The organism is Streptomyces sp. NPDC041122 (genome assembly GCF_055592445.1).
In genome coordinates this window covers 459,103-476,755 of record NZ_JBVIYQ010000001.1, presented here as the reverse complement: position 1 = coordinate 476,755, position 17,653 = coordinate 459,103, and the positions used below count along the sequence as shown (strand labels likewise).

The window sequence follows — 17,653 nt, the reverse complement described above, 5'->3', positions numbered from 1 at the left end:
GCCGCCACGCGGGCCCGGTGCACATGCGCACCGGGCCCGCGGCACGTTGCGGCGGGCCTGCTCGTTCCGTATGTGTCTCTGTGGGAAGTGACATCCAGTAGCCCCTTACGCGCCGGGCGTCCGGGCTCTACTCTGATCACCACTCGTAGGTTACTCGCAAGTTAAACAAGTAGCCCTGAGGGATGTAAGAAGCAGCCGCCAGCCAGTTCGCCGCACTGTCGTGGGCCCGGAGGATGTCGTGAGCGACACACAGACCTTGATCGAGAACCGACCGCCCTCCGTGGCGCATCTCTTCCTGGAGCGCGTGGCGGCCACGCCGGACGCCGAGGCCTACCGCTATCCGGTCCCGGCGTCCTCCGGCGAGGGGCCCGACGAGTGGAAGGCGCTCAGCTGGGCGCAGGCCGCCGACCGTGTGCACGCCATCGCGGCGGGCCTGATCGAGCTCGGTCTGGAGGCCGAGGACCGGGTCGCCCTCGCCTCCTCCACCCGCGTCGAGTGGATCCTCGCCGACCTCGGCATCATGTGCGCCGGCGCGGCCACCACGACGATCTACCCGCAGACCAACGCCGGGGAGTCGGCGTTCATCCTGGCCGACTCCGGCAGCCGGGTGCTCATCGCCGAGGACGCCGCGCAGCTCGCCAAGGCCCGCGAGAAGCGCGCCGAACTGCCCGAGCTCCGGCACGTCGTCGTGCTCGACGCGGCGGGCGCGGAGCCCGTCGACGACGACCCCGAGGGCTGGGTGCTCACCCTCGCCGACCTGGAGGCGCGCGGCGCGGCGCACCTGGAGAAGAACCCGGGCCTGGTCAAGGAGCGCATCGCGGCGATCACCGCCGGCCAGCTGGCCACGATCATCTACACCTCCGGCACCACGGGCCGCCCCAAGGGCGTGCGGCTGCCGCAGGACAACTGGTCGTACATGGCCAAGGCCATCGCGGCGACCGGCCTGCTCGGCCCGGACGACGTGCAGTACCTGTGGCTGCCGCTCGCCCACGTCTTCGGCAAGGTGCTGACCTCCGGGCAGATCGAGCTCGGCCACGTCACCGCCGTCGACGGCCGCGTCGACAAGATCATCGAGAATCTGCCGGTCGTGCAGCCGACGTACATGGCCGCCGTGCCCCGCATCTTCGAGAAGGTCTACAACGGCGTGGCCGCCAAGGCGCGGGCCGGCGGCGCGGCCAAGTACAAGATCTTCCAGTGGGCCGCCGAGGTCTCCCGCGAGTACGCGAAGACCAGCCAGGACAACTTCCGCAGGACCGGTACGGCCTCGGTGCCCTTCGCGCTGCGCGCCAAGCACCGCACGGCCGACGCGCTCGTCTACTCCAAGCTGCGCGAGGCGTTCGGCGGACGGCTGCGCGCCGCCGTCTCCGGCTCCGCCGCGCTCGCGCCCGAGATCGGCTACTTCTTCGCCGGCGCCGGCATCCACATCCTGGAGGGGTACGGCCTGACCGAGTCCTCCGCGGCCTCCTTCGTGAACCCGGGCGAGGCCTACCGCACCGGCACGGTCGGCAAGCCGCTGCCCGGCACCGAGGTGCGGATCGCCGACGACGGCGAGATCCTGCTGCGCGGCCCCGGCATCATGCAGGGCTACCACGGTCTGCCGGACAAGACGGCCGAGGTCCTGGAGTCCGACGGCTGGTTCCACACCGGGGACATCGGCGAGCTGTCCGTCGACGGCTATCTGCGGATCACCGACCGCAAGAAGGACCTGATCAAGACGTCCGGCGGCAAGTACATCGCGCCCGCCGAGGTCGAGGGCCAGTTCAAGGGCGTGTGTCCGTACGTCTCCAACATCCTGGTGCACGGCGCCGACCGGAACTTCTGCACCGCGCTGATCTCCCTCGACGAGCCCGCCATCCTCGACTGGGCCAAGGAGAACGGCCTGGAGGGCAAGTCGTACGCCGAGGTGTGCGCGGACCCGGCCACGGTCGCCCTCGTCGAGGGCTATGTGAAGGAGCTCAACGAAGGGCTCCAGCGCTGGCAGACCATCAAGAAGTTCCGGCTGCTGCCGCGCGACCTCGACGTGGAGCACGGCGAGCTCACGCCCAGCCTGAAGCTGAAGCGCCCGGTCGTCGAGCGGGAGTACCAGCACCTCATCGACGAGATGTACGCCGGGTCGCGCGAGGCCTGAGCCCCGCGGGTGATCCGTCGCCGCCGCGGGCGGGGTGCCGTGCCGTCCGGACGCCCCGTCCGGACGCCCCCCCGTCCGGACGCCCCCCGTCCGGACGCCCCCCGTCCGGACGCCCCCCGTCCGGACGCCCCCCGTCCGGACGCCCCCCGTCCGGACGCCCGGCCTAGACGTCCCGTGCCCGGCGCATCTCCTGCACCAGCTGCTCCATGTGCGTGACGTGGCGGCGCAGTTCGAGGACGTCCTTGAGGCTGCTCGCCGCCATATGGGTCTCGATGGCCGTCAGGCGGGCGGCCAGCTCGTCGAACTGGCGCTGCTCCCTGGCCAGGATCCGCTCCAACTGCCGGTTCTTGCGGTGCAGTTCGAGAAAGACGGTGACCTTGGCGCGCAGCACCCACGGGTCGAAGGGCTTGGTGAGGTAGTCGGCGGCGCCCGTCGCGTAACCGCGGAAGGCGTAGCCCGCGTCGTTGTCGGTGCCCGTCAGGAAGATGATGGGCACATCCTTGGTCTGGTCGAGTCTCTTGATGTTCGCAGCGGTCTCGAAGCCGTCCATGCCGGGCATGCGGACGTCGAGCAGGATCACCGCGAACCGCTGCCGCAGGATCGCCTTCATCGCCTCCTCGCCGGAACGGGCCCGGACCAAGGGCTCGTTCAGGGACCCCAGGACAGCCTCGAGTGCCATCAGGTTGTCCTCCATGTCGTCGACGAGGAGGATGCTTGCGCGGTTGTCGGTCGTGGCCTCAGCGCTCATGGTGACGGTGCCTCACTCGGGTGCCGGCGGAACAGCCTGCCCCTTCGGTGTACCGCGCTGTTCCGTGGCGGTGGATTCTGGGTCGGGGGAGGTGGCCTCCGCGATGCCGTCGGCCGCGCCCTCGGGGTCGAGGAGGGCGCAGACGACACCGAGGAGCTGGTCCACGTCCACGGGTTTCGGTACGTAGTCGGTGGCGCCCTGTGCGATGGCCTTCTCGCGGTCGCCGGGCATGGCCTTGGCGGTGAGGGCGACGATGGGCAGGCCCTGCCAGCGGGGGCTGCGGCGGATGGCGGCCATCGTCTCGTAGCCGTCCATCTCCGGCATCATGATGTCCATCAGGACGAGGTCGACGTCGGGGTTGCGCTCCAGCGTCTCGATGCCCTCGCGGCCGTTCTCCGCGTACAGGACGGGCATGCCGACGCGGCTGAGCACATGCGTGAGCGCGAAGACGTTGCGGATGTCGTCGTCGACGATGAGGACCCGGCGGCCCGGCAGTATGCGGCCCGCGCGCCCCTCCTTCCACTCCTCCAGCTTGGTGGGGGTGGGCCAGCTGTCGTCCGGTTCGAGCGTGGTGTGCGGGCGTTGGGCGGCCTGCTCCATCGGCTCGGGCAGGTGCTGGGTGTGGGAGGCCGCGTACGCGATGGCGGCCGCCCCGTGTCCGGGGTGCACCACCGGCACGTACAGCGAGAAGGTCGAACCGTGGCCGGGGCGGCTCTCGGCGGTGATGCGCCCGCCGAGCAGGCCCGCGATCTCCCGGCTGATGGAGAGGCCGAGGCCGGTGCCGCCGTACTTGCGGTTGGTGGTCCCGTCGGCCTGCTGGAACGCCTCGAAGATCACCGGAAGCTGCTCGGCGGGGATGCCGATCCCGGTGTCGCTGACCGCGAAGCAGAGCAGGTCGTCGTTGTCGTGCAGCATCCGGTCGCCCGCGCTCTCCTTGACCCTGCTGACCCGCAGCTCGACGCTGCCGTTCGAGGTGAACTTCACCGCGTTCGACAGGAGGTTGCGCAGGATCTGCTGCAGGCGCTGCTCGTCGGAGAACATCTCGCGCGGCACGTCCTCGCCCACCGACACGTCGAAGGCGAGGCCGCGGTCGAGGGTGAGCGGGCGGAACGTCGCGTGGACGTAGTCGAGGACCTTGATGAGCGGGAGCTTCTTGGGCCGTACGTCCATCCGGCCCGCCTCGATCTTCGACAGGTCCAGGATGTCGTTGATGAGCTGGAGCAGGTCCGAGCCCGAGCGGTGAATGGTCGTCGCGAACTGCACCTCTTGGTCGGAGAGGTGGCTGTCGGGATTGTCGGAGAGCAGCCGGGCCAGGATCAGCAGCGAGTTGAGCGGGGTGCGCAGCTCGTGCGACATGTTCGCCAGGAACTCCGACTTGTACTGGGAGCTCGTGGCGAGCAGCGCCGCCTTCTCCTCCAGCTCGGCGTTGGAGCGGCGCAACTCCGCCTGCTGGCGCTGGAGTTCGTCCGAGCGCTCCTGGAGCTGGATGGCGAGCCGCTGCGACTCGCCGAGCAGTGACTCCGTACGGGAGTTGGCGATGATGGTGTTGATCGCGACGCCGATGGTGTTCACGAACTGGTCGAAGAAGGCCAGGTGGACGTCGGAGAAGCGGGAGAACGTCGCCAGCTCGATGACGCCGAGCAGCTTGTCCTCGAAGAGGATCGGGATGATGACGACCGTGGCGGGCGCCGCGTCGCCGAGCCCCGAATGGATCTTGATGTAGTCGGGCGGCACCTCTTCGACGAGGATCCGCTTCTTCTCCAGTGCCGCCTGGCGCACCAGCCCCTGCGCGGGCATCCCGCCGGTGTCGACGACCGAGCCCTGCGCCGCGCCGTACCCGGCGATGAACGCGAGGCCCTTGGCGGTGACCTGGGTGGGCGCCGGGGTCTCCGCGGTGTCCGGGTCGGCCAGGAAGAAGGCGCCGTACTGGGCGTTCACCAGCGGGGTCAGCTCGCGCAGGATCAGGTCGGCGACCTCCATCAGGTCGCGGTGGCCCTGCATCAGACCGGCCAGGCGGGCGAGGTTGGACTCCAGCCAGTCCTTGGCGCGGGTGGTCTCGCGGAGGTTGGAGACCATGAGGTTGATGTTGTCCTTGAGGTCGGTGACCTCGCCGCGCGTCTCGACCGTGATGGCGCGGGTCATGTCGCCCTGCGCCACCGCGGAGGCCACCTCGGCGATGGCGCGGACCTGGGTGGTGAGGTTCAGCGCCAGCTCGTTCACGTTCGTCGTCAGGCGCTTCCAGGTGCCGTACACGCCCTCGACCCGGGCCTGGCCGCCGAGCTGGCCCTCCGAGCCGACCTCGCGCGCCACCCGGGTCACCTCGGAGGAGAACGAGGAGAGCGTGTCCACCATGGTGTTGATGGTGGTCTTCAGCTCCAGGATCTCGCCGCGCGCGTCCACGTCGATCTTCTTGGAGAGGTCGCCCTGCGCCACCGCGGTCGCGACCTGGGCGATGTTGCGGACCTGGCCGGTGAGGTTGTCCGCCATGTAGTTGACGTTGTCGGTGAGGTCCTTCCACACGCCGGACACCCCGAGCACCTGCGCCCGGCCGCCGAGCCGGCCGTCCGTGCCGACCTCACGGGCCACCCGGGTCACCTCGTCGGCGAAGGCGCGCAGCTGCTCCACCATCGTGTTGACGGTGTCCTTCAGCTCCAGGATCTCGCCGCGCGCGGTGACCGTGATCATCTTGGACAGGTCGCCGTTGGCGACGGCGGTGGTGACCTGGGCGATGTTGCGGACCTGCGAAGTGAGGTTCGACGCCATGAAGTTGACGTTGTCGGTGAGGTCCTTCCACACGCCCGAGACGCCGCGGACCTGGGCCTGCCCGCCGAGGTTGCCCTCGGTGCCGACCTCGCGGGCGACGCGGGTGACCTCGTCGGCGAAGGCAGAGAGCTGGTCGACCATCGTGTTGATCGTCGACTTCAGCTCCAGGATCTCGCCCTTCGCCTCGACGGTGATCTTCTTGCCGAGGTCGCCCTGGGCGACGGCGGTGGAGACGAGCGCGATGTTGCGCACCTGCGAGGTGAGGTTGTCCGCCATGAAGTTGACGTTGTCGGTGAGGTCCTTCCAGACCCCGGACACGCCCCGCACCTGCGCGCGCCCGCCGAGGTTGCCCTCGGTGCCGACCTCGCGGGCGACGCGGGTGACCTCGTCGGCGAAGGCGGAGAGCTGGTCGACCATCGTGTTCACCGTCGACTTCAGCTCCAAGATCTCGCCCCGGGCGTCGACGGTGATCTTCTGGCTCAGGTCGCCGTTGGCGACGGCGGTGGTGACCTGGGCGATGTTGCGGACCTGCGAAGTGAGGTTCGACGCCATGAAGTTGACGTTGTCGGTGAGGTCCTTCCACACCCCCGACACCCCGCGCGCCTGGGCGCGGCCACCCAGCTGCCCCTCGGTGCCGACCTCGCGGGCCACCCGGGTCACCTCGGCGGCGAACGCGGAGAGCTGCTCCACCATGGTGTTGACGGTCAGCTTCAGTTCGAGGAGCTCGCCGGTGGCCTCGACGGTGACCGTACGGGTCAGGTCGCCCTGTGCCACCGCCGTGGTGACCAGGGCGATGTCGCGCACCTGGGCGGTGAGCCGGGACGCCATCGTGTTGACGGCCTCGGTGACGTCCCGCCAACTGCCGGAGAGCCCACGCACCTTGGCCCGCCCGCCGAGCCGCCCCTCGGTGCCGACCTCGCGGGCGACCCGGGTGACTTCCCCCGTGAAGAGGGACAGCTGATCGACCATCATGTTGACGGCGCGGCCGAGTCGGCGCAGATCGCCCCGCAGCTCCCGGGTGCCGTCGTGCAGGTCGACGCGCTGGGTGAGGTCGCCGCCCGCCACCGCGTTCAGTACGCGCGTCGCGTTCGCCGCCGGGGCGACCAGCGCGTCGAGCAGGGTGTTGACCTCCGACACGCGCGCCGCCCAGCGGCCCTGGCCCGGGCTCGCGGCGAACCGCTCGTCCAGGCGGCCGTGGCGCATGATCTCCCGCCGCACGCGCACCAGTTCGCCGTCGAAGTGCAGCGAGCGGTCGAGCATCTCGTTGAAGGTCGCGTACAGCTCGGCGGTGATGCCGTCGCCGACCGGATCGACCCTGGTGAAGTCCCCGTCCCGCGCGGCGCGCATGGCGGCGAGAAGCGGGCGCAGCTGACACATGGCCGGATCCGTACCGGACCCGGTGCTCTGCGCGGGGAGCGGGATGCGGTCTTCTCCCAGCGCAGGCATAGCACTGTTCTCACTCATGACGGCCCACTTCAGTAACTCGGTGCTTATGGGCGTGGCCAGTCTGTCACCCTGGCGGTGTTGCCTGAGGCTTAATCGCCCGAACTGCTCAGGAGCCGAACCGTGGGGTCCATTCCGATGCAACGGGAGACCGAATTTCGATCCTCCGCCCCGGCGCCGGATCGTGCCGGAACGCCGGTGGTGGTGCGTACGTCACTGCCCGGAAACCCGCTGGCGCCGGCCGCCGCACGCAAATTCGTACGAGCGGCACTCGCCGACTGGACCGAGCTCGGCCTGCCCGCGTCCCGTGGCTTCACCGACCGGCTGGCCGACGACTCGGTGCTGCTGGTCAGCGAGTTGGTGACGAACGCCGTGGTGCACGCGGGCACGGCCGTCGAGCTGCTGTGCCGCCTCGACGACGCGGTGCCGGGCGAGACTCCTGAGGCCCTCGTCATCGAGGTCTCCGACCACCACCCCTCCCGCGCCGTGCGCAGCGAGCAGCGCCCGCAGCCGCCCGGCACCCCCGAGTACGGGCGCGGTCTGCAACTCGTCGCGACGCTCTCCGAGTCCTGGGGCATCACCTACCGCGCGGGCACCAAGACCGTCTGGGTCCGGCTGCCCCTCGACGGCGTCCAGGCCGTCCACGAGATCGAGTCCTACGCGAGCGAGCAGGCCCTGCAGCGCGGACTGCGCGCCGCCGAGATCCTCGCGCCGCTGCCCAGACACGCGCCGCACGACACGGAGTGGGTCAACCGCGGCGCGCTGACCTTCCTCGCCGAGGCGTCCGACCTGCTGGCCGGGCAGTTCGACGAGAACCTGGTGGCCGCCCTCGCCGGGCAGCTGCTCGTGCCGCGGCTCGCGGACTGGTGTGCGGTGTGGCTGGAGGACGCCTCGGAAGGTGCCGGGCACGGGCCGGCGGGGACGTCCGGGGCACGGCTCGCCCGCGTCTGGCACAGCAGCGAACACCGCATGGAGGAGCTGCGCCGCGTCCTGGAGAAGGAGCCGCCCCGGCTGCCCGACGCGGCCGGCTCCGGGGCCTTCCCCGTCCCCTGGCCCGGGGAGGCCGCGCCGGGCGGGACCGCCGGTGCGGCGCTCGCCTACCGGCTGGTCGCGGGCGGACGCGCGCTGGGCACGCTCGTCATCGGGCGGGCGGGGCTCGTCCGGTTCGCCGACGAGGTCACCGGTCTCGTCGAGGACTTCGCCCGCCGCGTCGCGCTCGCGATCAGCACCGCGCGCCGCTACCAGCGCCAGGCCAACATCAGCCAGGTGCTGCAGCGCGGGCTGCTGCCCAGCAAGGTCGCGGAGATCCCCGGCGTGGAGAGCGGCGTGGTCCACGAACCGCGCGACAAGGGCGGCCCCGGCGGCGACTTCTACGACGTGTTCCAGGCGGGCGAGGGCCGCTGGTGCTTCGCCCTCGGCGACGTGCAGGGCAAGGGGCCCGAGGCGGCCGTCGTCATCGGCCTCGCCCGCCCCTGGCTGCGGCTGCTGGCCCGCGAGGGCTACGAGGTCGCGGACGTCCTGGACCGCCTCAACCAGCTCCTCCTGGACGACGCGACGGAGGCGGCGGACGCGGCGGCGGCGGTCGTCGCGGTGGCGGGCGGCCAGGGCGTATCCCCCGACGGCCCCACCTCGCGCTTCCTCTCGCTGCTGTACGGGGAGCTCGTCCCGTACGAAGGCGGCGTGCGCTGCACCGTCGCGAGCGCCGGGCATCCGCTGCCGCTGCTCATGTCGCCCGAGGGCGGGGTGCGGGAGGCGGCCACCCCGCAGATGCTGCTCGGGGTGCTCGACGACGAGACGTACACGAGCGAGACCTTCGAGCTGCGGACCGGCGAGACGCTCCTGTGCGTCACGGACGGGGTGACCGAGCGGCGCTCGGGAGGGCTCCTGTTCGACGACGACAACGGCCTGGCGGAGGCGCTGGCCGGCTGCGCGGGGCTGGACGCCGGGCTGGTGGCGGAGCGGATCCGGCGGCTCGTGCACGAGTTCTCGGACCGTCCGCCGGACGACGACCTGGCGCTGCTGGTGCTGCGGGCGGAGTGAGGCGGCGCGGCGCGGGAGGTTCGCCGCGTGCGGGACAATCGAAGGTATGCCTTCCGCACTGCCCGATGGCGAGCCCATGCCCGAGGACGGGACGCTCCCCGCGTCCGCCCTGGCCGGCGCGGCCTCCCGCCCCCTCGGCTTCTACCTGCACGTCCCGTACTGCGCCACGCGCTGCGGCTACTGCGACTTCAACACCTACACCGCGACCGAGCTGCGCGGCTCCGGCGGAGTGCTCGCCTCCCGCGACAACTACGCGGACACCCTGACCGACGAGGTGCGGCTGGCCCGCAAGGTCCTCGGCGACGACCCGCGGCCGGTGCGGACGGTGTTCGTCGGGGGCGGTACGCCGACTCTGCTCGCCGCGGGCGATCTCGTACGCATGCTGGGTGCCGTACGGGACGAGTTCGGGCTCGCGGACGACGCGGAGATCACCACGGAGGCGAACCCGGAGTCGGTCGACGCGGCGTACCTGGCGGAGCTGCGGGAGGGCGGGTTCAACCGGATCTCCTTCGGCATGCAGAGCGCCAAGCAGCACGTCCTGAAGATCCTCGACCGCACGCACACGCCGGGGCGGCCCGAGGCGTGCGTGGCCGAGGCGCGGGCGGCGGGCTTCGAGCACGTGAATCTGGACCTGATCTACGGCACGCCGGGGGAGACCGACGACGACTGGCGCGCCTCGCTCGACGCGGCGATCGGCGCGGGCCCGGACCACGTGAGCGCCTACGCGCTGATCGTGGAGGAGGGCACGCAGCTGGCGCGGCGGATCCGGCGCGGGGAGGTGCCGATGACCGACGACGACGTGCACGCCGACCGGTACCTGATCGCCGACGAGGTGCTCGGGAGCGCGGGCTTCTCCTGGTACGAGGTGTCCAACTGGGCCACCTCCGAGGCCGGGCGGTGCCTGCACAACGAGCTGTACTGGCGGGGCGCGGACTGGTGGGGGGCCGGGCCGGGGGCCCACAGTCACGTGGGGGGCGTGCGGTGGTGGAACGTCAAGCATCCCGGGGCGTACGCGGGGGCGCTCGCGGGCGGCGGGTCGCCCGGGGCCGGGCGCGAGGTCCTCTCCGCGGAGGACCGGCGGGTGGAGCGGATCCTGCTGGAGCTGCGGCTGCGGGAGGGGTGCCCGTTGTCGCTCCTCAGGGAGGAGGGGCTCTCGGCCGCACGCCGGGCGCTGGAGGAGGGCCTCCTGGAACGGTCTCCGTACGCGGAGGGCCGCGCGGTCCTCACCCTGCGGGGGCGCCTGCTGGCGGACGCGGTGGTGCGGGACCTGGTGGACTGAGCCTGGCCCCTGGGCCTCCCGCAGCTCTGGTCCGCCACTCCGCGGCGAGGGGGGTGGGGCGTGGGGCTGGGGCTCCTACCCCTCTACGCCTCCGTCACGAAGTCGATCAGTTCCTCCACGCGGCCCAGGAGCGCCGGCTCCAGGTCCTTGTAGCTGCGCACCGAGCCCAGGATCCGCTGCCACGCCGCCCCCGTGTTCTCCGGCCACCCCAGCGCCCCGCACACCCCCTTCTTCCAGTCCTGCCCCCGCGGCACCCGCGGCCACTGCGCGATGCCGACCGACGCCGGCTTCACCGCCTCCCACACGTCGATGTAGGGGTGGCCCACCACCAGCGCGTGCGCGCTCGTGACCTCCGCCGCGATGCGGGACTCCTTGGAGCCGGGGACCAGGTGGTCCACGAGGACGCCGAGGCGCGCGTCCGGGCCCGGTGCGAACTCCGCGACGATCGCGGGCAGGTCGTCGATGCCCTCCAGGTACTCCACGACCACGCCCTCGATGCGCAGGTCGTCGCCCCAGACCCGTTCCACGAGCTCCGCGTCGTGCCGTCCCTCCACGTAGATGCGCCCCGCGCGGGCGACCCGGGCCCGCGCCCCGGGCACGGCCACCGACCCGGAGGCGGTACGGGAAGGACGTACCGGACCCGGTGCCGACCCCGCCGCCGGGCGGACCAGCGTCACCGGGCGGCCCTCCAGGAGGAACCCCCGCGGCTCCATGGGGAAGACGCGCTGCTTGCCGAAGCGGTCCTCCAGGGTCACCGTCGGCCCCTGCGCCGTCTTCTCGCACCGGATCACCGCCCCGCAGAAACCGGTGGTCAGCTCCTCGACCACGAGGCCGGCGTCCGCCGCCACCTCCGGTACGGGCTTCGGCTTCTTCCAAGGCGGCGTGAGATCGGCGGAGTACTGGCGCATTCTGCCGACGATAGGAAGAGTCGCGGCCGTCCGGGTCACGACACGCCGAAGCGCCCCGCCAGCGTGTCGCGCTGCTCACGGACAAAAGCCGCATCCACCGCGGCGCCGTGCCCCGGCACGTACACCGCGTCCTCGCCGCCGAGGTCGAGGAGGCGCTCCAGCGCCGCCGGCCAGTGCCGGGGCGCCGCGTCCGGGCCCGCCTGCGGTTCGCCCGACTCCTCGACGAGGTCCCCGCAGAAGACCACCTCGCGCCCGCCGTCGGTGCCCGGCACCAGGACCGCCAGGTCGTGGGCGGTGTGCCCGGGACCGACGTTCGCGAGCAGCACCTGGGCGCCGCCCAGGTCGAGCGTCCACTCCCCGCACACCAGGTGGTGCGGGCGGACCAGGAGGTCGGCCGCCTCGGCCGCCGCCTCCGCGTCGAGACCGTGCCGCACCGCGTCCGCGCGCAGCTCCTCGCGCCGCTCGGTGAGGACCGTCTCGACGCCCACCGCCCCGTACACCTGCACACCCGCGAAGGCCGCGGCCCCGAGCACGTGGTCGAAGTGCGGGTGGGTGAGTGCGAGATGGGTCACCCGGCGGGTGCCGCCGAGGACGCGGCGGGCAGCGGTGCGCAGGGCCGCGCCCTCGGCCAGGCTCGAACCCGCCTCGATCATGAGCGCCGCGTCGTCGCCGACGACCAGCCCCACCGTGCAGTCCCAGACGGGCAGACGGCGCCGCCCCACCCGCGGCGCCAGCTCTTCCCAGCCCGCCGCTTCCCATGCCGGCCTCACGTCCATACGGTGACGCTATCCGCACCGGCCGTCTCCGGCAGGACACCAGGGGGCCGCCCTTGCCGGGGCCGTACCCCACGCCCGTACACTGACCCTTTGGAAGGCTGGCACTCACCCGCGGGGAGTGCCAGGCGGGGGCTCGGGGGACACCGGAGCCCCGTCGTGGACCGTGGACGACGCAGACAGCTGGAGGTGTGCGCGATGCTCAATGAACGCAGGCTCGAAGTGCTGCGCGCCATCGTCCACGACTATGTCGGGACGGAGGAGCCCGTCGGCTCCAAGGCGCTCACCGAGCGGCACCGTCTGGGGGTCTCGCCGGCCACCGTCCGCAACGACATGGCGGCGCTGGAGGAGGAGGGGTTCATCGCCCAGCCGCACACCAGCGCCGGGCGGATCCCGACGGACAAGGGCTACCGACTGTTCGTCGACAAGCTCGCCGGTGTGAAGCCGATGACCGCGCCCGAGCGGCGGGCCATCCAGAACTTCCTCGACGGCGCCGTCGACCTCGACGACGTGGTGGGACGCACGGTGCGGCTGCTCGCGCAGCTGACGCGGCAGGTCGCCGTGGTGCAGTACCCCTCGCTCACGCGGTCGACGGTGCGGCACGTGGAGTTGCTCTCGCTGGCGCCCGCGCGGCTGATGCTCGTACTGATCACGGACACCGGCCGGGTCGAGCAGCGGATGATCGACTGCCCGGCGCCGTTCGGCGAGAGTGCGCTCGCGGATCTGCGGGCCCGGCTCAACAGCCGGGTCGCCGGCCGCCGCTTCACGGACGTGCCGCAGCTCGTGCAGGATCTGCCCGAGGCCTTCGAGACCGAGGACCGCGGCACCGTGTCGACGGTCCTCGCCACCCTCCTCGAAACGCTCGTGGAGGAGACGGAGGAGCGGTTGATGATCGGCGGAACCGCCAATCTCACCCGCTTCGGACATGACTTTCCCCTCACCATCCGGCCCGTGCTGGAGGCACTGGAGGAGCAGGTCGTGCTCCTCAAGTTGCTTGGTGAGGTACAGGATTCGGGTATGGCCGTACGGATCGGTCACGAGAACGCCCATGAGGGACTCAGCTCCACGTCCGTGGTCTCGGTCGGCTACGGTTCGGGCAGCGAGGCAGTCGCCAAACTCGGCGTGGTCGGACCGACCCGCATGGACTATCCGGGAACGATGGGAGCAGTACGCGCAGTGGCACGTTACGTCGGACAGATCCTGGCGGAGTCGTAAGTGGCCACGGACTACTACGCCGTACTCGGCGTGCGCCGCGACGCTTCCCAGGACGAAATCAAGAAGGCCTTCCGCAGGCTGGCGCGTGAGCTTCACCCGGACGTGAATCCGGACCCGAAGACTCAGGAGCGCTTCAAGGAGATCAACGCCGCGTACGAGGTGTTGTCGGACCCGCAGAAGAAGCAGGTCTACGACCTCGGCGGCGACCCGCTGTCCCAGGCGGGCGGCGGCGGTGGCGCGGGCGGTTTCGGGGCCGGTGGCTTCGGAAACTTCTCGGACATCATGGACGCGTTCTTCGGTACGGCGTCGCAGCGCGGGCCGCGCTCGCGCACGCGCCGCGGCCAGGACGCCATGATCCGCCTGGAGATCGACCTCGACGAGGCGGCCTTCGGCACCACCAAGGACATCCAGGTCGACACGGCCGTGGTCTGTACGACCTGCAGCGGTGAGGGTGCCGCGCCGGGGACGTCCGCCCAGACGTGTGACATGTGCCGCGGTCGCGGTGAGGTGTCGCAGGTCACGCGGTCCTTCCTCGGCCAGGTCATGACCTCGCGGCCCTGCCCGCAGTGCCAGGGCTTCGGCACGGTCGTGCCCACCCCGTGCCCCGAGTGCGCCGGCGACGGCCGCATCCGGTCGCGGCGGACGCTCACCGTGAAGATCCCGGCCGGTGTCGACAACGGCACCCGGATCCAGCTCGCGGGCGAGGGCGAGGTCGGCCCCGGCGGCGGCCCCGCCGGCGACCTGTACGTGGAGATCCACGAGCTGCCGCACGAGGTCTTCCAGCGGCGCGGCGACGATCTGCACTGCACGGTGACCATCCCGATGACGGCGGCGGCGCTCGGCACGAAGGTGCCGTTGAAGACGCTCGACGGCATGGAGGAGATCGACATCCGGCCGGGCACGCAGTCCGGTCAGTCGGTCCCGCTGCACGGCCGCGGCATCACGCACCTGCGCGGTGGCGGTCGCGGTGACCTCATCGTGCACGTCGAGGTCCTCACGCCGACCAAGCTCGACCCCGAGCAGGAGCGGCTGCTGCGGGAGCTCGCGCAGGCGCGGGGTGAGGAGCGGCCCACCGGGCAGTTCCAGCCGGGGCAGCAGGGGCTGTTCTCGCGCCTCAAGGACGCGTTCAACGGGCGGTAGCGCCTTGGACGGTGGCCTCGGCCCCCGGCGACGGTTCGCTCCGTTGCCGGGGGCTTCGTCGTCGTCCGCGGGTGGTGGGGGCTGGTCGCGCAGTTCCCCGCGCCCCTGAACGGGCCGCTGCGCGACCAACCCGGTACGGCCCGCACCCACCGGCGGGGGGCAGGGGGCAGACGAGGCGGCGCACGCCCGGCGCGGGGTACGCGATTCGGTGCCGTACAAGACCCGTGGCACGATGCGTGCATGAGCTCCGCACCGACCGATCTCTGCCGCCACCCGATCGTGCAGGCGCCCATGGCGGGCGGCGCCAGTGGGCCGCAGCTGGCCGCCGCCGTCGCCGAGGCCGGCGGGCTCGGGTTCCTCGCCGCCGGGTACAAGACCGCCGACGGGATGTACCAGGAGATCAAACAACTGCGGGGGCTGACCTCGCGGCCCTTCGGCGTCAACCTGTTCATGCCGCAGCCCGACACCGCGGACGCCGCGGCCGTCGAGGTCTACCGCAGCCAGCTCGCCGGCGAGGCGACCTGGTACGAGACGGAGCTCGGCGACCCCGACAGCGGCCGCGACGACGGCTACGACGCCAAGCTCGCGATCCTGCTCGACGACCCGGTGCCGCTGGTGTCCTTCACCTTCGGCTGCCCCACCCGCGACGTCCTCGACGCCTTCGCCCGGGTCGGCACCCAGACCGTCGTCACCGTCACCACGGCCGAAGAGGCCCAGAGCGCCCAGTGGGCCGGCGCCGACGCCGTCTGCGTGCAGGGCATCGAGGCGGGCGGGCACCAGGGGACGCACCGGGACAATCCCGAGACGGACGGCGCCGGGATCGGGCTGCTCTCCCTCGTCACCCAGGTCCGCGAGACCGTGCAGATCCCCATCGTCGCGGCCGGCGGCCTGATGCGCGGCGGGCAGATCGCCGCGGTGCTCGCGGCGGGCGCGGACGCGGCGCAGCTCGGCACCGCCTTCCTGGTCACCCCCGAGTCGGGCGCCAACCCGCTGCACAAGCAGGCCCTGACCAACCCCCTGTTCGTCCGCACGGAGCTGACCCGCGCCTTCTCCGGCCGGCCCGCCCGCGGCCTCGTCAACCGCTTCATGCGCGAGCACGGCCCGTACGCCCCCGCCGCCTACCCGCAGGTCCACCACCTCACCAGCGGTCTGCGCAAGGCCGCCGCGAAGGCCGGGGACGCGCAGGCCATGGCGCTCTGGGCCGGGCAGGGCCACCGGCTCGCCAGGGAGCTGCCCGCCGGACAGCTCGTGGAGGTGCTCGCCGCCGAACTGGCCGAGGCCAGGGCCGCGTCGGCGGGCGGCGAGCACGGCGCGCCGGGCGGTGCGGGATGACCGCGCCCGTCTTCGTCGTCGAGGACTTCACCGCGGGCGGCGACGGACGGTACGTCCTGGACGGGCCCGAGGGACGGCACGCCGTCTCCGTGAAGCGGCTGCGCGCCGGTGAGGACGTCGTCCTGACCGACGGGGCCGGGCGGTGGGCCCGGTGCGTGGTCCTCGGCACGGAGGGCAAGGACCGCCTCGTGCTGTCCCTGGACGACGTGGCGGAGGAGCCCGAGGAGTCGCCGCGCATCACCGTCGTGCAGGCCCTGCCCAAGGGCGACCGCGGTGAATTGGCCGTGGAGACCATGACGGAGACCGGCGTCGACGCCGTCGTCCCGTGGACCGCCGCGCGCTGCATCACGCAGTGGAAGGGCGACCGCGGGCTCAAGGCCCTCGCCAAGTGGCGGGCCACCGCGCGCGAGGCGGGCAAGCAGTCGCGCCGCGTCCGCTTCCCCGAGGTGGCGGACGCCGCCTCGACCAAGCAGGTCGCCGCCCTCCTCGCGGACGCCGACTTCGCGGCCGTCCTGCACGAGGAGGGCAGCGAGCCGCTGGCCACCGCCCAACTCCCCGCCGCCGGACACATCGTGCTGGTCGTCGGCCCCGAAGGGGGCGTCTCGCCGGACGAGTTGGCGGCCTTCTCGGACGCGGGGGCCAAGCCGTACCGTCTGGGACGCAGCGTGCTGCGCACGTCGACGGCCGGGACGGCGGCGACCGCGCTGCTGCTCGGGCGGACGGGCCGCTGGTCCTGACCCCACCCCTTTGGAGGCCACGTTGGAACTCGCCCAGGTCCGGCTGCTCGTCACGGACTTCCCCGCCTGTTACCGCTTCTACGCCCATGTCCTCGGCCTCAAGCCCCAGTCGGGCGCCGAGGAGGGCCCGTACGAGAAGTTCAGCCCGGCCGTGGGTTCCGCGGGCATCGCGCTGCAGGACCGCTCGATGATGGCCGGGATCCTCGGCGAGCTGGCCGAGCAGGCCTCCGGTCACCGCTCGCTGGTGGTGCTGCGGGTCGACGACCTGGACGCGTACTGCGCGCGGATCGTCGAGCGCGGCGGCGTCCTCGCGCACGGCCCCGCCCCCATGACCGAACGCATGCGGGTGGCCCACCTCAAGGACCCCGAGGGGAACGTGGTGGAGCTCCAGGAGTGGCAGCTGCTGCGTTCCTGACGCCTCGGGCCCATCGGACGCAAACCGGTCTACCGCCCCGCCGCCCGCGGTGGCACCCTGCCGCACATGGGGGCATCGAGGCGCATACGACACCGATCGGCGTACCGCTCACCGTCGCGGCCGGTCCGGGCGCGGCGGCTGGGGATCGCGGCCGCTCTCGCGACCGCCGCCGCGCTGGGCAGCACCGCGTGCGATCCGGTCGACGGGGGGCTGAACACCTCCGCGGCCGCGTTCACCACCGACCAGGTGGCCACCAGAGCACTGGAGCGGCAGCACACCGGGGTGGCCTGGCTCAGCTGCACCGGCCGGTTCGACGGCAAGGTGACGCCGGGGAACCGGAAGTCCGCCCGCGGCACCGCGATCCGCGTCGACTGCCGGGGCGAGACCGACAACGGCAAGAAGATCACCCTCAAGGGCATGGTGCGCTCGCTCGTCGACGGCAACTGCGTCCGCGGCGACCTCACCGCCTGGATCGACGGCAAGCAGTGGTTCCGCGTCGACGTGCTCGGCGACTGCGCCGAGGACGACGGGAACGACGGAGGGGGCGGCGGCACCGGGCCGTCCCGTCCGACCCTCTCCCATCGGCCGACGCCCTCCCACGAGCGGCCCCGGCCCGCGCCCACCACCACCGTCACCGTGACCGTCACCGCCGACCCGCCGCCCCGGCCCACCTGCACCTGCGTGCCCGGCAAATGAGCCGGTGGCGGGGGCGGGCGGCACCGGCCCCGGTGC

The 17,653-nt window shown here is 72.2% G+C and carries 13 protein-coding genes; 9 read left to right on the top strand and 4 right to left on the bottom strand.

Features of this window, described 5'->3' with window-relative positions; translation table 11 throughout:
• The first annotated feature begins 238 nt into the window (after window positions 1-238).
• Window positions 239-2,128 carry an AMP-dependent synthetase/ligase gene (locus ACZ6B8_RS02075; protein WP_471074117.1) on the top strand — a complete coding sequence of 630 codons (1,890 nt, stop codon included), beginning with the start codon at window positions 239-241 and terminating at the stop codon, window positions 2,126-2,128.
• 163 nt (window positions 2,129-2,291) lie between these two features.
• On the opposite strand, the gene ACZ6B8_RS02070 is transcribed toward ACZ6B8_RS02075, so the two are convergent.
• Window positions 2,292-2,876, bottom strand: coding sequence for a response regulator (locus tag ACZ6B8_RS02070; RefSeq protein WP_471074120.1), 585 nt, complete (start codon window positions 2,874-2,876; stop codon window positions 2,292-2,294).
• A gap of 12 nt (window positions 2,877-2,888) precedes the next feature.
• Complete coding sequence (locus ACZ6B8_RS02065) at window positions 2,889-6,986, bottom strand: HAMP domain-containing protein (RefSeq protein ID WP_471606442.1); 4,098 nt, start codon at window positions 6,984-6,986, stop codon at window positions 2,889-2,891.
• Between the two features lie 297 nt (window positions 6,987-7,283).
• On the opposite strand from ACZ6B8_RS02065, the gene ACZ6B8_RS02060 reads away from it, so the two are divergent.
• Together ACZ6B8_RS02060 and hemW are read left to right on the top strand one after the other, a co-directional pair.
• Window positions 7,284-9,122: a SpoIIE family protein phosphatase gene (locus tag ACZ6B8_RS02060; protein ID WP_471606002.1), complete on the top strand. Its 1,839-nt coding sequence runs from the start codon at window positions 7,284-7,286 to the stop codon at window positions 9,120-9,122.
• A 46-nt stretch (window positions 9,123-9,168) separates the two neighbouring features.
• Window positions 9,169-10,401 (top strand): radical SAM family heme chaperone HemW, encoded by a 1,233-nt coding sequence (hemW, locus tag ACZ6B8_RS02055; protein WP_471606001.1) that lies wholly within the window; start codon window positions 9,169-9,171, stop codon window positions 10,399-10,401.
• Between the two features lie 83 nt (window positions 10,402-10,484).
• Here the strand turns inward: hemW and ACZ6B8_RS02050 are convergent, their stop codons facing one another.
• Both ACZ6B8_RS02050 and ACZ6B8_RS02045 read right to left on the bottom strand, forming a co-directional pair.
• The gene (locus ACZ6B8_RS02050; RefSeq protein WP_471074128.1) at window positions 10,485-11,309 is read right to left on the bottom strand and encodes a DUF3097 domain-containing protein; all 825 of its coding nucleotides are present in this window, start codon (window positions 11,307-11,309) and stop codon (window positions 10,485-10,487) included.
• A 35-nt stretch (window positions 11,310-11,344) separates the two neighbouring features.
• Window positions 11,345-12,085 (bottom strand): MBL fold metallo-hydrolase, encoded by a 741-nt coding sequence (locus tag ACZ6B8_RS02045; RefSeq protein WP_471606000.1) that lies wholly within the window; start codon window positions 12,083-12,085, stop codon window positions 11,345-11,347.
• Window positions 12,086-12,280: 195 nt separating this feature from the next.
• Here ACZ6B8_RS02045 and hrcA point away from each other — a divergent pair, with 195 nt between their 5' ends.
• The 6 genes from hrcA to ACZ6B8_RS02015 all read left to right on the top strand — a co-directional run bounded on the left by hrcA (window position 12,281) and on the right by ACZ6B8_RS02015 (window position 17,617).
• Window positions 12,281-13,297 (top strand): heat-inducible transcriptional repressor HrcA, encoded by a 1,017-nt coding sequence (hrcA, locus tag ACZ6B8_RS02040; protein ID WP_355808400.1) that lies wholly within the window; start codon window positions 12,281-12,283, stop codon window positions 13,295-13,297.
• A complete protein-coding gene (gene dnaJ, locus ACZ6B8_RS02035) occupies window positions 13,298-14,437 on the top strand; it encodes a molecular chaperone DnaJ (protein ID WP_471074134.1) in 1,140 nt (379 codons plus the stop codon). It begins immediately after the preceding gene.
• Window positions 14,438-14,677: 240 nt separating this feature from the next.
• Window positions 14,678-15,769 (top strand): nitronate monooxygenase, encoded by a 1,092-nt coding sequence (locus tag ACZ6B8_RS02030; RefSeq protein WP_471074138.1) that lies wholly within the window; start codon window positions 14,678-14,680, stop codon window positions 15,767-15,769.
• Window positions 15,766-16,506 (top strand): 16S rRNA (uracil(1498)-N(3))-methyltransferase, encoded by a 741-nt coding sequence (locus ACZ6B8_RS02025; RefSeq protein ID WP_471074141.1) that lies wholly within the window; start codon window positions 15,766-15,768, stop codon window positions 16,504-16,506. The genes ACZ6B8_RS02030 and ACZ6B8_RS02025 overlap by 4 nt, the downstream gene beginning before the upstream one ends.
• 22 nt (window positions 16,507-16,528) lie before the next feature.
• Window positions 16,529-16,921 (top strand): VOC family protein, encoded by a 393-nt coding sequence (locus tag ACZ6B8_RS02020; RefSeq protein WP_471074143.1) that lies wholly within the window; start codon window positions 16,529-16,531, stop codon window positions 16,919-16,921.
• 66 nt (window positions 16,922-16,987) lie between these two features.
• Window positions 16,988-17,617: a hypothetical protein gene (locus ACZ6B8_RS02015; RefSeq protein WP_471605999.1), complete on the top strand. Its 630-nt coding sequence runs from the start codon at window positions 16,988-16,990 to the stop codon at window positions 17,615-17,617.
• The last annotated feature ends 36 nt before the right edge of the window (window positions 17,618-17,653 follow it).

Excerpts from the sequence above, each read along its gene's own strand:
- ACZ6B8_RS02070 (WP_471074120.1), bottom strand. The coding sequence starts at position 2,876 with ATGAGCGCTGAGGCCACGACCGACAACCGCGCAAGCATCCTCCTCGTC.
- ACZ6B8_RS02065 (WP_471606442.1), bottom strand. The coding sequence starts at position 6,986 with ATGCGCGCCGCGCGGGACGGGGACTTCACCAGGGTCGATCCGGTCGGC.
- hemW (WP_471606001.1), top strand. The coding sequence starts at position 9,169 with ATGCCTTCCGCACTGCCCGATGGCGAGCCCATGCCCGAGGACGGGACG.
- ACZ6B8_RS02050 (WP_471074128.1), bottom strand. The coding sequence starts at position 11,309 with ATGCGCCAGTACTCCGCCGATCTCACGCCGCCTTGGAAGAAGCCGAAG.
- ACZ6B8_RS02045 (WP_471606000.1), bottom strand. The coding sequence starts at position 12,085 with ATGGACGTGAGGCCGGCATGGGAAGCGGCGGGCTGGGAAGAGCTGGCG.
- hrcA (WP_355808400.1), top strand. The coding sequence starts at position 12,281 with ATGCTCAATGAACGCAGGCTCGAAGTGCTGCGCGCCATCGTCCACGAC.
- ACZ6B8_RS02030 (WP_471074138.1), top strand. The coding sequence starts at position 14,678 with ATGAGCTCCGCACCGACCGATCTCTGCCGCCACCCGATCGTGCAGGCG.
- ACZ6B8_RS02025 (WP_471074141.1), top strand. The coding sequence starts at position 15,766 with ATGACCGCGCCCGTCTTCGTCGTCGAGGACTTCACCGCGGGCGGCGAC.
- ACZ6B8_RS02015 (WP_471605999.1), top strand. The coding sequence starts at position 16,988 with ATGGGGGCATCGAGGCGCATACGACACCGATCGGCGTACCGCTCACCG.